At 58.4% G+C, this 14611-nt stretch carries 13 protein-coding genes and 1 pseudogene; 2 read left to right on the top strand and 12 right to left on the bottom strand.

The features are described from left to right. From HP062_RS21120 to HP062_RS21075, 10 genes and pseudogenes are all read right to left on the bottom strand, one after another. Window positions 1-804 carry an ABC transporter ATP-binding protein gene (locus tag HP062_RS21120; RefSeq protein ID WP_172791977.1) on the bottom strand — a complete coding sequence of 268 codons (804 nt, stop codon included), beginning with the start codon at window positions 802-804 and terminating at the stop codon, window positions 1-3. Further along, the gene (locus tag HP062_RS21115) at window positions 801-1949 is read right to left on the bottom strand and encodes an ABC transporter permease (RefSeq protein WP_010465565.1); all 1149 of its coding nucleotides are present in this window, start codon (window positions 1947-1949) and stop codon (window positions 801-803) included. The genes HP062_RS21120 and HP062_RS21115 overlap by 4 nt, the downstream gene beginning before the upstream one ends. Window positions 1950-2004: 55 nt before the next feature. Further along, window positions 2005-3033, bottom strand: coding sequence for a DUF5924 family protein (locus HP062_RS21110; protein ID WP_010465563.1), 1029 nt, complete (start codon window positions 3031-3033; stop codon window positions 2005-2007). A 255-nt stretch (window positions 3034-3288) separates the two neighbouring features. Then, window positions 3289-4665, bottom strand: coding sequence for a pitrilysin family protein (locus HP062_RS21105; protein WP_154913680.1), 1377 nt, complete (start codon window positions 4663-4665; stop codon window positions 3289-3291). A gap of 174 nt (window positions 4666-4839) precedes the next feature. Continuing rightward, window positions 4840-6498: a Na/Pi cotransporter family protein gene (locus HP062_RS21100; RefSeq protein ID WP_010465559.1), complete on the bottom strand. Its 1659-nt coding sequence runs from the start codon at window positions 6496-6498 to the stop codon at window positions 4840-4842. Window positions 6499-6980: 482 nt separating this feature from the next. Beyond that, on the bottom strand, window positions 6981-7613 hold the full coding sequence (locus HP062_RS21095) for a hypothetical protein (RefSeq protein ID WP_083375355.1): 633 nt from the start codon (window positions 7611-7613) through the stop codon (window positions 6981-6983). Next, a complete protein-coding gene (locus HP062_RS21090; RefSeq protein WP_172791976.1) occupies window positions 7613-8770 on the bottom strand; it encodes a DUF2515 family protein in 1158 nt (385 codons plus the stop codon). Before HP062_RS21090 ends, HP062_RS21095 begins: the two co-directional genes overlap by 1 nt. A gap of 19 nt (window positions 8771-8789) precedes the next feature. Continuing rightward, window positions 8790-9286 (bottom strand): annotated as a pseudogene (locus tag HP062_RS31535) (PAAR domain-containing protein). A 280-nt stretch (window positions 9287-9566) separates the two neighbouring features. Further along, a complete protein-coding gene (locus HP062_RS21080; protein ID WP_077748839.1) occupies window positions 9567-10334 on the bottom strand; it encodes a TerC family protein in 768 nt (255 codons plus the stop codon). Window positions 10335-10418: 84 nt separating this feature from the next. Next, window positions 10419-11726: a CitMHS family transporter gene (locus HP062_RS21075; RefSeq protein WP_017341736.1), complete on the bottom strand. Its 1308-nt coding sequence runs from the start codon at window positions 11724-11726 to the stop codon at window positions 10419-10421. Window positions 11727-12141: 415 nt separating this feature from the next. Between HP062_RS21075 and HP062_RS21070 the strand changes: the two genes are divergently transcribed. Beyond that, the gene (locus HP062_RS21070) at window positions 12142-12543 is read left to right on the top strand and encodes a GFA family protein (RefSeq protein WP_077748840.1); all 402 of its coding nucleotides are present in this window, start codon (window positions 12142-12144) and stop codon (window positions 12541-12543) included. On the opposite strand, the gene HP062_RS21065 is transcribed toward HP062_RS21070, so the two are convergent. Next, window positions 12544-12870: a DOPA 4,5-dioxygenase family protein gene (locus HP062_RS21065; protein WP_010465544.1), complete on the bottom strand. Its 327-nt coding sequence runs from the start codon at window positions 12868-12870 to the stop codon at window positions 12544-12546. 84 nt (window positions 12871-12954) lie between these two features. Between HP062_RS21065 and HP062_RS21060 the strand changes: the two genes are divergently transcribed. Beyond that, the gene (locus HP062_RS21060; RefSeq protein WP_010465542.1) at window positions 12955-13632 is read left to right on the top strand and encodes an NAD(P)-dependent oxidoreductase; all 678 of its coding nucleotides are present in this window, start codon (window positions 12955-12957) and stop codon (window positions 13630-13632) included. Here HP062_RS21060 and HP062_RS21055 read toward each other — a convergent pair. Continuing rightward, window positions 13619-14569 carry a LysR family transcriptional regulator gene (locus HP062_RS21055; protein WP_077748841.1) on the bottom strand — a complete coding sequence of 317 codons (951 nt, stop codon included), beginning with the start codon at window positions 14567-14569 and terminating at the stop codon, window positions 13619-13621. The two genes, HP062_RS21060 and HP062_RS21055, sit on opposite strands and share 14 nt — an antisense overlap. Window positions 14570-14611: the final 42 nt, after the last annotated feature.

Below are 14611 nucleotides of genomic sequence, written 5' to 3'. Positions count from 1 at the left end.
TCAGACCTCTTTCAACTGTTGAGCGGCGGTCAGCGCCGCGCGGCCGCGAGGGCCATGGAAGTATTCGTGAATCCACGGGTCGTCGGTTTCCGAGACCTTGTCGATGGCGTCCGCCACCAGCACCTTTTTCTGCGCCAGCACCGCCACCCGGTCGGTGATGGTGTAGAGCGTGTCGAGGTCATGGGTCACCAGAAACACACTCAGGCCCAACGCATCGCGCAACGTCAGGATCAATTGATCAAAGGCTGCGGCGCCAATCGGGTCGAGGCCGGCGGTGGGTTCGTCGAGAAACAGAATGTCCGGGTCCAGCGCCAACGCCCGGGCCAGCGCCGCGCGCTTGATCATGCCGCCAGACAGCGAGGCAGGGTATTTGTCCGCCGCCGACAGCGGCAACCCGGCCAACGCCAGTTTCACCGCCGCCAGATGCTCGGCGTCTTCACGGCTCAGGCCGGCGTGTTCGATCAGGGGCAGGGCGACGTTCTCGGTCACGGTCAGCGAAGAAAACAGGGCGCCTTTCTGGAACAGCACGCCGAAACGCCGTTCGACCATCGAGCGTTCATGTTCGGGCAGCGTCGGCAGGTTCTTGCCAAAGACCTTCACCACACCCTCGCTGGGCTGGCGCAAGCCGACGATGCTGCGCAGCAGCACCGATTTTCCGCTGCCGGAACCGCCGACCACGGCAAGGATTTCACCTTTGTATAAATCGAGGTCGAGGTTTTCGTGCACGCTCTGGTTGCCGAAGCGATTGCACAGCCCACGGACTTCGATCACCGCCTCGGAGGGCGCTCGGGGTAAACGACTCACCAGCCCATCTCCATGAAAAACAGCGCGGCCACGGCATCGAGCACGATCACCACGAAAATCGACTGCACCACACTCGACGTGGTGTGCGCGCCCACGGACTCAGCGCTGCCACTGACCTTGAAGCCTTCGAGGCAACCGATTGCAGCGATCAGGAACGCGAAGATCGGCGCTTTGACGATCCCCACCAGAAAGTGCTGAACGCCGATATCGGTTTGCAGCAGCGACAAGAACATCGCCGGCGAGATACCCAGCGACACGGCGCAGACCACGCCACCGCCGATGATCCCCGAGAGCATGGCCAGGAAGGTCAGCATCGGCAACGCCACCAGCAGCGCCAGCACCCGTGGCACCACGAGCAATTCCATCGGGTCGAGGCCCAGTGTGCGGATCGCGTCGATTTCTTCGTTAGCCTTCATCGAACCGATTTGCGCGGTGAACGCACTGGCGGTGCGGCCGGCCATCAGAATCGCGGTCAGCAACACACCGAACTCTCGCAGGAAGGAGAACGCCACCAGGTCCACGGTAAAAATACTCGCACCGAAGCTGGCCAGCACCGTCGCCCCGAGAAACGCCACCACCGCACCGACCAGAAAGGTCAGCAGGGCGACGATGGGCGCGGCGTCGAGGCCAGTCTGTTCGATGTGCGCGACCATGGGCGTGATGCGCCAGCGCTTGGGACGAAACAGATTGCGGGCAATGGTTTCGAGGATCAGGCCGACGAAGCCCAGCAGTTGCAGGGTGTCCTGCCAGACGGTGTCGACTGCCCGGCCAATGCGGGTCAGCAGTTGAATGCCGACACTGATCTCCGGTTCCTTGACCGGTACGCAGAAGTCGCTGAGCGAGCAATAAACCGTCTGCAACAAGGCACGGTCTGCAGAAGAGAGGGTGCAATCAGGGTGTTCGGCGGATCGCCCCAGACGCTCGGACCCGAGCAATTCCACCAACAACGACGCCCCGGCGGTATCGAGCGCACCGAGGCCATTGAGGTCGATGTGCGTGCTGTCGTCGTATTGGCCGCGGAGCTTTTCGCTCAGGTGCTTGAGATCGGCGTAGTGGGCGAGCGTCCAGTCACCCGTGACCCGCAGTTGAGCAGGGGAGTGAGAGACATCTAGCTGGGCATTGCCGGCCATTGTGCTGCTGGTCATAAGCTCCGTGCTTGTTCGGCTATTAGCGCAGCGCTACGTAATAGCACGAACCGGATTACTTTTCTTTGATCGGTGTGCTGTCCGTGATCTTGAAGCGCAGCACGCCGATGACCTGGCCATCCTCGGTCAGCACCCGCACTTGCCATTTACCGGCAGGATTGCCCGGGAAATTCTGCTTGTGGGTCCAGGCACGGTAGCCTTCCTTGCGTCCGCCGTGGATGTCCAGCGGGATACGGTCGACCTCTTTACCGTTGAACTGCCACACGTGATAAATCCGCTCATCGAGGCCGCGCGGGGCGTTGATGGCGGTGTAGGCGTACAACCCGTCCCCACGGATCTGCTCGGCGCTGACTTCGTCCAGACTCTTGCCGGGTGTGCGGTCCTGCATTTGCGTGCTGATCGCCACGTCGGTCATCCATAAAGTGGCCGGCGGCACCCAGGAACGCAGCACCCAGCCGAGGGCACCGATGCCCAGCGTGATACTCAGGATCGCCAACGCGTTGCGCACCGTGCGGATCGGGAAGATCGAGGCCAGGCTCGGGAACGACAGTAAAACAGCGGTGCCCAGCGCCAGTTTGAAGCTTTGCGAAGTGGTCAGGTGCAGGATGACGGGCAGGGCGGTGAGCAGCGCGGCAAACAGCGTCAGCGTGTGCAACGCCAGGAACGCCCAGCGCCGGGGTGCCAGCCATTTGTAGTAGAGCGGGTCGATGATGGAAATCAACGCCGCCATGCTCAGCAAACCGGTGAAGAAAAACTGGCCACTGTTCCAGGTCGTGGTGATGAAAAAGAACGGCAGGACGAAGAACAGGCTTTCCTGGTGGATCATCTGCGTGGCGTAACGCAGCAAAGGCTGGGGGATTTCGCGCTTGAAGAGTTTGGTGAACAACTTGGTCAGGCTGTTTTCCAGCATCAGCCAGATCCAGCTGAGCACCATGATGATGGTGATCCAGGTCGCCAGGCCCTGTTGCCGATCCACCAGGATGAAGCTGCCGACTCCCGAGATAAAACCACCGAGCGCAATGACCCCTGGATAGCGCTTCATCAATTCCAGGATGCGCTGGACGTACAGGGTCAGAGTAGGCATTCGGCGGTTCGCAATAGTCGTGGGAAAAATCCTCGACAGAGTACCGCCCGGGCGGGGGCGTGGCGAGGGGGATACGTCCGTTTTCCCTATACAACATTGTGGCGAGGGCGCTTGCTCCCGCTGGGGTGCGAAGCGCCCCCAAACCCGCACACTGCGTGTCATCAGGTAGAGCGCAAGCACCGGTTTTACGACTGCTGCGCAGCCGAGCGGGAGCAAGCTCCCTCGCCACAAAAGCCCTGCTGCCAGGGCGGCCAGTTACCGGCGGCGATGGACTCGCCAAGCCAATACCCCGAGGACAAGCAATCCAAACACCCCGGCCATCGCCCACATCAACTGGTCATAACTCATCAGCGGCTTCTCGATCCGCACATACCCCGGTTGCATGAGCAACTCGCGCATGGCCTTGTTCGCTTCTTCCAGCGTCACGCCTTGCAGTTCCCTGGCCGGGGCGGCGAAACGCCCGTCCTGGTAGTCGCCCAGCGCGCTCCAGTAGTAATCGGCCAGCGCGCTGTTGCCTTGCACGGCCCAAGCCTGGCGGGCGATGGCGGCCTGTTTGAGGCGGTTGAAGGTGTTTGCGTCGAGACCGTCCTTGAGCAAATCGGCCTTCAAATCCTCCAGCACCTGCTGGGCCTTAGGCACGTCATCGCGCTCAAGGTCGGCGTTCAGGCTCATGAAGCCCACCCCGCCAAACACCTCGCGCTCGGCCGAGGGGCCGTAGGACAAACCGTGGGACAGGCGCAATTGGCGGTAGAGCGCCCAGTCCAGATAGTCCTTGAGCAGGTCGAAGGTTTCGTCGTGCTGATCCTGCAGCACCGGTTCCGGCACCAGCCAATGCAACTTGGCGCCGCCGCCGACGAAACCATCGCTCAGCGTTCGTTCGTGGGCGGCACTGGCCTGGATTTCCGGCAAGGGCAGGTGATCGGTAGGCTCGACCGCTTCAAGTTCACCATAGGAGCGTTCCAGATACGCCGGCAACAACTTGTCGAGCTCGCCAACCACGATCAGCGTCATGTTATTGGGCGCGTACCAGGCCTTGCGTACCGTCTCCAGTTGCTCGCGAGTCAGGTTATCGACTTCCGGGCGCTCGGGGCATTTAAGGCCCAGCTCCACTGCCAGCTGATTGCTCGCGGTGTGGCCCAGGTCCTGACGATCCAGCCAGCGCTGCAAGTGCGAGTAATGGCCGCCGTCCTCACGCTCGACCACTTGTTTGGCGGCGTTGATGGCGTTGTCGTCGATTCGGGTCTGCGTCAGCAGCGCCAGCAGCAGGTCGAGCACCTTGCGCTGGTTTTTCGCCGGGGCTTCAATGACGAACGTCGTGTCAGCGTTGCTGGTGAACGCGTTCCACTCACCGCCCAACGCCTGCATGCGCTCTTCCAGGCCGCCTTCGCCGGTTGCATCGATGCCGCTGAACAACAAGTGTTCGAGCAGATGCGGCAGCTCCTTGTCGGCGCAGCTGAAATCATCCAGACCTACGCCGACCACCAGGCGAATCGCCACGTGCCCGCGCTCGGTGCCGGGTTTGAGCAGTAATTGCAAACCGTTGGGCAGCGTATAGCCCTCGACCTGGAAACGATCCAGGGCAAACGAAGGAAATGAGCCAAGCAACAGACAGGCGAACAGCAGACAACGCATAGCAAGCTTCCATACGGCTGATTGGAGATCCGTGTCGCTTTCCAGGCAGCCATCGTGAGCAGGCTCGCTCCCACATTGGTTTTGTGAACACCACAATTCAAATGTGGAAGCGAGCCTGCTCGCGATGATCTTGAACCGGAACCACTGTTACTGACTGACCACACCGCCAGACGTTCAAGGCGAATGCGTGATGTCGGCCATATCGTCGACCGCCAGTGCACCGGTGTCCGATGTTTCCAGCACCACATAAGCGCTGCTGCAGAACAGCGAGTTCAAGCGCTTCATGTCGGCGATCAGCTCCAGGTGCAATGAACTGGTCTCGATACTCTGCACAATCTTACGTTGCAGACGGCTGACGTGAGCATGGGCCAGGCGGCGTTCCTGTGCGCGAAAGCGACGTTTCTCACGCAGAAGCTGGCGGGCACTTTCCTTGTCGGCACTGAGAAATACCGACAAACCCAAACGCAGGTTGGAGATCAACTGGCTGTGCAACCCGGCCAGTTCTTCCAGACCAACCTCGGAAAAAGACCGGCGCTGCGAGGTTTTCTGCTGCTGCACCTTGCGCAGCATGCGTTCGATCAAATCGCTGGCCAGCTTGAGGTTGATCGCCAGTTCGATGATTTCCGCCCAACGCCGGCTGTCTTGGTCGCTCAAATCTTCTCGGGGCATTTGCGCCAGGTAAAGCTTGATGGCGCTGTAGAGCGCTTCGACATCATCCGTCAGTTTGCGCATTTCCTGGGTGATGGCGGATTGTTTACCACGCAGCACGTCGAGCATTGCTTCGAGCATGTTGTCGATCAGATCGCCCATGCGCAGGGTTTCTCGCGCAGCGTTGGCCAATGCCAGGCTGGGGGTGACCAGCGCGGTCGGATCAAGGTGGCGGGGTTTCGCCGTGCCGTTGAGCTCCGGCCGCTCCGGCAGCAGCCACGCGCAAAGCCTGGCCATCGGGCCGACGCTGGGCAACAGGATCAGGCAGCGCGCGGTGTTGTAGAGCAGGTGGAAGCCAATGACCATTTCCTGAGGACTGAAATCGAGGCTGTCGATCCAGTGCACCAACGGGTCCAGCACCGGAATGATCAGCAGCAGGCCGATCAGTTTGTACAGCAGGCTGCCGAGCGCCACCTGACGCCCGGCGGCGTTTTGCATGCTGGTGCTGAGGAACGCAAGGATGCCACTGCCGATGTTGGCACCGATCACCAGGCCGATCGCCACCGGCAGACTGATCACGCCGGCGCCAGCCAGGGTCGCGGTCAGCAGCACGGCGGCCAGGCTGGAGTAGGAAACCATCGCGAACAACGCGCCGACCAGGGCGTCCAGCAGGATATCGCCGGTCAATGAGGCGAAAATCACTTTCACGCCCTGCGCCTGGGTAATCGGCGCGGCGGATTCGACGATCAGTTGCAGCGCCAGGATGATCAGCCCAAGACCGATGCTGACGCGACCCATCTGTCCCAGACGGGTCTGCTTGCGGGACAGGAAGAAAATCACCCCGAGAAAAATCAGCAGCGGCGACAGCCACGACAAATCAAACGTCAGCACCCGCGCCATCAGCGCCGTACCGACATCCGCGCCGAGCATCGTTGCCAGGGCGGGCGTCAGCGCCATCAGGCCCTGACCGACGAAGGATGTGACGAGCATGGCCGTGGCGTTGCTGCTCTGGACCATCGCGGTAACGACGATCCCCGAGATGAACGCGAGCCAGCGTTTGGACATGTTCTGGCCGATCACATGGCGCAGATTGGAACCGTAGACCCGCAAGATGCCGGTTCGGACGATGTGCGTGCCCCAGATCAACAAGGCCACGGCCGATAACAAATTGAGCAGGGTGAGCATGCAGGCCCCCTGTGGTGGTAGCGCCCCAGAGGGGCAAGTTGACGGTGCCGCGCGACGTTCTACGTTCTGTACTTAAGCTGTAGTTGGCTAACGGTCTGGGCGCCAGCATCGCATAGCTAAAGAAGTGATTGAAACAAAACTGTCATGAAAACAGGTTGATGCAGAGAGTAAAAAGGGACCCGAAGGTCTCAGCCGGACAGTTGAAAAGGTGCGCGACACAACCCCTGTGGCGAGGGAGCTTGCTCCCGCTGGGCTGCGCAGCTGCCCTAAGATCATTGGTAGTTCAATCGCTAAAGAAATCGTCGCCTAGCCCTACGTCGATCAAATATTTGGGAATGTCGAGTCTTGTGCGACTTCTCTGTATGACTTCCCGATATGAATGTTCAAAAAATCAACTGGGTGGTGAAAAGAAGTCAGACAAATGAACAGCGTAAAAAATGCTGCTCTTTGCAAACACCGACGCCGCCTTCTGGCGCGACTCATCATTCGCTGTAGTAATCCGAACCGACACTGACATCAATCAGATACTTCGCCGTTTTCGGGTCGCGCTCATCACAGCGGGCGTAGCATTTGACGTTTAGCGCAAGACTGTATTTGTGAGGTATAAGGAGCATCACGATGACTACCTGATCGAACAACTGCCTTTGCAAAGCGTTTTTTTCTACTTCGCTGCCGACGGCTAACCAAGAGTTATCTTGTGGGTTGCGCGGTACCCAGCCCGAGTCTTTTAGCTTCCCCTGCAACTGAGTGAGTAAGGGAATCAGCTGATTGAAAGGCAAGGTCTCCAACATTGGAGAAGTTGTCATGGTCGAGACTTTACCTTCATCAAAACCAACGGCGCCAAACTTGGTTGCTGGTAGCGTAAAACCATGCTCAGGATCATCAAAATGGATGATGACTGGCTCTGATATCCATGTAGAACTAGGATGCGGTGGCGTGCTTGGATAAAAAGCGGTATTCGCAGGCACCGAAAACGTTGAGTCCTCAACGGTATCCTTGTAAGACTTCCCTATGTGCGCACTCAAAACTTCCGTATTCCAATTGAAGTAGGCAATACACAGCCCAATAACAATTGCACTCATGCTTATCAGAGATAGCCTGGTGAGTGGTTTCATCAGCGGATCCCTCCACCTTGAGATATTTCTGTAATGGATTGCTTTAGTTGGGCTTTTGAAGTGGGGTTTTTTAATAAGGCATCGAGTTGTGTTGCAGCACGAAGTACGAATTCCATTCGTTGATCCTTGTTTGCCAGATTGGCCAATGGATTACTGCCGAAGGCAACCTTTCGCCCGTCTGCCGCTTTGCATTGACTTGCCAGAGTCAACTGGATTTCTTCTGCGGCTCCGGACAGCATCCCTGTGACTACTGATACGACATCTCCAGCATGGGTGCCGCGCATTAGGTAAGCGAAGTGGGAATCGTCATACATCGCAGGTTGCAAAATGTTCAGCTGTTCATGACCGGCCATGAATTCGACGCTTTTGGTAATTCTTCCTTCATCTATGGCTTTGAAAGTATCGGTCACTTCTGCACGCGCTGCACCGAACTCTACTTTGTCAGCGATGGGCCACAGAACTTCATTTTTTAGTTGGTTGCGTTTGGAAAGACAGGCTTCCATTTCTTTGAAGCCCCGCACCATAAAAAACCGATGCAACGGATAAACATCCAGAAACAGCGAGGTATTACCGAGGGCCAGCATTTCATACACGTAGTCCAACTGCTGCTGAACAGCGGAGCGGGAGTTGTCGCCAAAGGTAATATCCTCAGTGGGAAGAGGATTGGCCGCTTTGGCGTTCGCTAATTCTTTCTCGATTTCCGGATCAGTCTTGCTGAGCTTGAACCCAAACCCTTCGAAAAGGGTTTCCGACTTCCCCGTCCGCAATTTCTCCTGCGCCGCCTTCTGCGCCGCAATAGCCGTTTGCAACTTGGTCGCATGGATCAACCCACACCCCACCTGCTTCGAAGCAAACGCCGCCAACCCCGCCCACTGAAACCGGTTATCCGCCAGCCACAATTGTGCATAGGCCGCGTTGATCTTGCGGTTACGGGCTTGCGGGTCGGCAATCAACACGCCGCCCGGTGCGACCCACTCTTCGGCTTCTTTTTGAAACCTGCGCCACAGGCAATTACAGGTCAGTAATGGCACTTCAACGCGGGTTTTCGGGTTAGGGCCGCCCTTAGTGGTTTCGCGTTTGCAAACGGGGAGTTCGCAGGTGCTGTCCCAGAGTTTCTTCATGTCCAGGTCGTCTGGGGCCATGCATTGTCCAGTCATTTCATTCTTCCTTGAGGCGTCAGACAGTCCAGCGGACTACGGCGAGGTCGGGCTGTAGGGTAGCGACGCTTTGGGTCATGCCCTCATCGTTGGTCTGGCCTTTGACGATGCGGCCTTCGGCTGTTTCGATTTCGTAGTCCTGTTGGGCAATCGGCTCGCCATTGCCGGCGCTGACGGCTTTGAATTCAACCAAAGGCTGGCCAATGATCGGCAAGGGCGGGATGAAGGGCGCAGGGGAATGAGAGTTGCCGATGATGACGTTGCCGGAGCCGCCAATCACCACACCGCCATGGCTGGTGGTGCTATCGAGCGTCATGGCATTCAGGCCGTTGATGAACACGGTTGAAGAGAATCCACCGTTCAGGGCCTGGCCGCAGGTACATGTGCGCTGACCCGAGCGGCCGCAAGACCGTTGAAAAAGACATCGGGAGAACCACTGGCAATCGGGTTGGTGCCGTGGCCGGGAAGGGGGCAGGTGGTCGGGTCCGTGAGGCGTGCAGCCGGTTTTCCTGACATATGCATTCCTTGTCATGTCGTTTGAAGCGAGCGAGGGACGCTAACCACCAGAGCTCGGGGCGTCAACCTTTGAACACGCCATCGTGAAGTATTCGCAATCGAGTGTTGAATAACCTCGATCCGCCAGGCTAATCACAGAGCAAAAAAAGTGGGAGCGAGCCTGCTCGCGATGAGGCCGTCACATTCAACATTGATGTTGAATGACAGGCCGCTATCGCGAGCAGGCTCGCTCCCACAGGTTTTGTGCACTGACTGGCAGCAGCCAGTGCACAGGTTCGGGTTATTGCCCCGGAATGTCCTTGCGCAGTTTCACCGGATCCTGCTGTTTGCGCTTTTTAGCAATCGCGGTGCGCATCTTGATGTTGATCGCTTCCACCGCCAGCGAGAACGCCATGGCGAAGTAGACGTAGCCTTTTGGCACGTGAACGTCGAAGGATTCGGCAATCAGCACCGTACCGACGATCAGCAGGAACGACAGCGCCAGCATCTTCAGCGACGGGTGCTTGTCGATGAACTCACTGATGGTGCCGGCAGCCAGCATCATCACCAGCACCGCAACGATGATCGCCGCGACCATGACCGGTACGTGGGAGACCATGCCGACGGCGGTAATCACCGAGTCCAGCGAGAACACGATGTCGATGATCGCGATCTGGATGATGGTGTAGAGGAAGTTGCCGCCCTTGCCACTCGGCTCTTCGTTCGTTTCGTCTTCACCTTCCAGCGCGTGGTACATCTCTTGCGAGCTCTTCCACAGCAGGAACAGGCCACCGAAGAACAGGATCAGGTCTCGCCCGGAAATGCCTTGGCCGAACACTTCGAACAAGTCGGCGGTAAGGCGCATGACCCAAGTGATCGACAGCAGCAACAGGATCCGTGTGACCATGGCCAGCGCCAGGCCGAAGATCCGGGTGCGCTGCTGCATGTGTTTGGGCATGCGGCTGACCAGGATCGAAATCATGATGATGTTATCGATACCCAGGACGATTTCCAGGGCGGTCAGGGTAAAGAAGGCAACCCAGATTTCAGGGTTGGTCAGCCATTCCATGTGTATTCCTTTGAGCGAGTGTTAAACCACAAAAGGCCCGGCTTCAAACAGCGAAGCCTGGACCCTTTGTGGTGAGTCTTGGGCTTATAGAGTGCTGAACAGCGGAAAAATCCCCATCAGCAATGCGGCTACCAGTATGCACATGCACACCAGCACTGCCCATTTCAGGGTAAAGCGCTGATGGTCACCAAAATCGATACCGGCCAGGGCCACCAACAAGTAGGTCGATGGTACCAGCGGGCTCAACAGGTGGACGGGCTGACCGACGATCGAGGCACGTGCCATTTCAACCGCGGTTATACCGTAATGACTGGCGGCTTCGGCAAGTACTGGTAACACGCCGTAATAAAATGCGTCGTTCGACATAAAGAACGTGAACGGCATGCTCACCAGCGCGGTAATCACGGCCAGGTACGGGCCGAGGAAATCAGGAATCACCGCCAGCAGGCTTTTCGACATCGCATCGACCATGCCGGTGCCCGACAGGATACCGGTGAAAATGCCCGCCGCGAAGATCAAACCGACCACCGCAAGTACGCTGCCAGCGTGAGCCGCGACGCGATCCTTCTGCTGTTGCAGGCAAGGATAGTTGACGATCATGGCAATACTGAACGCCACCATGAACAACACCGGCATCGGCAACAGACCGGCAATCAGTGTGCACATCAGGCCCAGGGTCAGGGCGCCGTTGAACCAGATCAACTTCGGACGACGGGCATCCGGGAATTGCGAAACGCTGATTTCACTGTGGTCGATTTCATCGCCCACCAGGTGCAGTTCACCCAGACGCGCACGCTCGCGTTTGCCGTAGAAGTAGGCAATCGCCAGGATTGCCACCACGCCGAACGCCATCGCTGGAATCATCGGAACGAAAATGTCGGACGGGTCCACATGCAGCGCACTGGCCGCACGGGCAGTCGGGCCGCCCCATGGCGTCATGTTCATCACGCCACCGGCGAGGATGATCAGGCCGGCCATGATCCGCGGGCTCATGCCGATGCGACTGTAGAGCGGCAGCATGGCGGCCACGCAGATCATATAAGTGGTTGCGCCGTCACCGTCGAGGGAAACGACGAGCGCCAGTACGGCGGTGCCGACCGACACTTTCAGCGGGTCGCCCTTGACCAGTTTGAGGATCTTGCGCACGGCCGGGTCGAACAGGCCGGAGTCGATCATCAGGGCGAAATACAGAATGGCAAACATCAGCATCACGCCGGTCGGCGCCAGCTTGGTGATGCCTTCGAGCATCATCGGGCCGATCTTCGGCGCGAAACCACCGAACAGGGCGAAGACGATAGGAATGATGATCAGGGCGATCAGCGCGGACAGGCGCTTGGTCATGATCAGGAACATGAACGTGATGACCATGGCGAAGCCAAGGAAAGTCAGCATGGGAATACTCCAGGCGTAGCGCGGCTAGGGAATGGGCGAACCGGGTGGGTCAGCGCAGAACGGGAAGCACGAGGCGTACGGGCGGAGTTGCAGCGAAGCGGCGGGTAGCAGAGGACATCAGAATCACCATTGTTGTTGTTAAATGGGCTGTGCGAGCGATAAAACACTGGCATTGGCCGACCGGTCTTTTGCCGGCAGTGGGGGCGATCCTAATCGGGGAAGCTTTCACCCAGCTTTCGCTGATGAAAGCATTGACCGGATGTGCAACCGGTCGTCGGACTGGGGCAGAGAGGGCGACCGAGTTGCGGGCATCGCTAACAGGCTCGCACACACTGGATCTGTGTCGTATACAAAACCATGTGGGAGCGAGCCTGCTCGCGAAAGCGTCAGGAAATACGCATCAGGAGGTAAGGTCATGAGCGAATTTCACACCGGCGGCTGCCACTGCGGACAGCTGCGCTATCAATTCAGCGGACCTTTGCACGACATCGCCCACTGCCATTGTTCGATCTGCCGGCGCGTCAGCGGCGGGATCGTGACAACCTGGATCACGGTTCCCGTATCGGCCTTTAAATGGCTGAAAGGGACGCCGGCGCAGTACGAATCTTCAACCACCTGCGTGCGCTATTTCTGTCCGAACTGTGGGGCGCAACTGGCGTTGATCACACATCTGAGCCCCGAGAGTATCGACGTGACCATCGCCACCCTCGATCACCCGGAGCAAGCCCCGGCCGAGCGTCACATCTGGACCCGCAGCCATTTACCCTGGCTGCACTTGGACGAACATTTGCCCGGCGAAGCCGAAGAAAACCTCTGATCAAAAAATAGACAGGTCCAGTGGCCGGATTGCGCCCATCCAGATCGCGTGCTCGGTGTGGTCCAGCAGATCGTCGCCGGTGTCCGGGTGCAGAAACACCACCAAACCCTTGCGGTTGAGCGCCAGCCACGGCAGCACTTCGCCGATCAGCTCCGGCCCGAACGCCAATTGGCAACTCCAGTCCGGGTGCGGACCCACGGGACGTTCATGCACGCGGCCCATTTTCAGCGGGAACACCTGCGCGGCGTGCTCACACAGCGCTCGCGCCTGATCAATGCTCGTGGCGTCGAAATAGACATGGGCGTGGTAACCCTTGATCTGTTGCATCTGAAACCCTCTGAAACCCAGTCGAACCCTCACCTATTCCCACAGGTCACACGCCATATACGTTGTGAACAAGGAACCTCAGCCATGAAAAATGCCGAAACCCCGGTGGTCAAAGTGGTGCTTTATGGTGCCATGAGTAGCCTGGGCAGTGCGCTGATGGCTGAAATGCTACGGCGTCAACATGAAGTGATCGCGATTCTGGATGACCTGACGGCGCTCCCACCGCGCCCAGGATTGCGCACCAAGACCGGCGATCTGTTCGAGGCTGAGCGGGTCAAGCAAAGCGTGGCGGGCAGTTCGGTGGTTATTTGCCTGCTGGATGCCCCCGGATTGCCATTCAATAGCGAGACCGTTGAAAAAACCATCGTTCCAGGCCCGGTCGAACAGGTGTTGGCCGTGGACGCGCTGATCGAGGGCATGCAGGCGGCCGGTATTGCCCGGCTGTTCCTGGTGGGGGATTTTGCCGAACTCGACGACACAGAGGCTGAAGCGCTGGACCCCCTTCAGCGGCATGCCGCCGAGGAAATCCTTGATGCCCTGCAAAGCAGTGCCTTGCACTGGACCCTGGTCAATGCGCCTCGCGGAGTGCCGGGGCTGACGATTGAACATTTCAGCCACGTCAGCAGCAGCCTTGAACCGGGCCTGGCCGAACCGCTTGAACGGTTGAACCGCGTGGCCGTAGGGATTGCCGATGAGCTGCGGCTGAATCTTCACGTTCGCGAGCATGTGAACTTCGTTTCGACCGACCCTACACGGCGATAGACGGCAGCGGTAAACCATTCAGCGATTGGGCGCTGCTGGCCTGCTCAGCCATCAACCAGTCCACAAATTGTTGGATCAATACCCCACGCCGTTTTCGCTGGGGCAGAACCACGTAATAGCCGAGCCTGGAAATCACCGTGTCGGCTATCGGTCGACACAACAAACCTTGCGCCAGCAAGTTATCCACAAGGTGCCGCCAGCCGATTGCAACACCCTGACCACCAATCGCCGCTTGAATCAGCAACGTGTAATTGTCGAAGCGCAATTGCCCGGGGGCCGGGGCCGATGTGATCCCTAACTCGCGAAAGACGCCGCTCCAGTCAAACCAGTTGCTGCTGTTTTCGCCGCGCAGGTGCAGCAGTGGAAATTCCAGCAATGACTGGGCCGGCAAGGGCAGGGGACGATCCTTCAACAGCAGCGGGCTGCAGACCGGAAACACTTCTTCGCTGAACAGCCAATGGCTTTCGCCCTGCTTGAAGCGGCCATCCCCAAACAACACCGCCACATCGATATCAGTGCGCAGCATGTTGTGATTGCGCTCGCTGGTGACCAGGCTGACGTCGACGTGGGGATTGGCTTTATGAAAGCGGTGCAATCGGGGCATCAGCCAATACGCGGCAAAAGCGAAATCCGTGGCCACCTGCAAGACTTCATGTTGATGCTGTGTGCTGATCGCGCTTAATCCGGCATCGATATTCTGCAAACCGAGCTGAACCTGCTCGAAAAGAATGGTCCCGGCCTCAGTCAACTCAATGCCACGGTAAATGCGATCAAACAACCGCGCGGTGAGTTGTTCTTCCAGGCGTTTGATCTGCTGGCTGACGGCGGGCTGCGTAGTGCCCAGCTCTACCGCTGCGGCGGTAAAACTGCGATGGCGGGCCGCCGCTTCAAACGCTCGCAGCAGGTCCAGCGACAAACTTCCAAGGGCGTCATACATAAGCGGTGCTTATCCTAGTCATTGCCGTGCATGGGCTTTACC

This window comes from Pseudomonas sp. B14-6 (genome assembly GCF_013260315.1).
GTDB classification, from domain to species: Bacteria; Pseudomonadota; Gammaproteobacteria; order Pseudomonadales; family Pseudomonadaceae; genus Aquipseudomonas; species Aquipseudomonas mandelii.
This window is presented reverse-complemented; position numbering and strand designations above follow the sequence as displayed.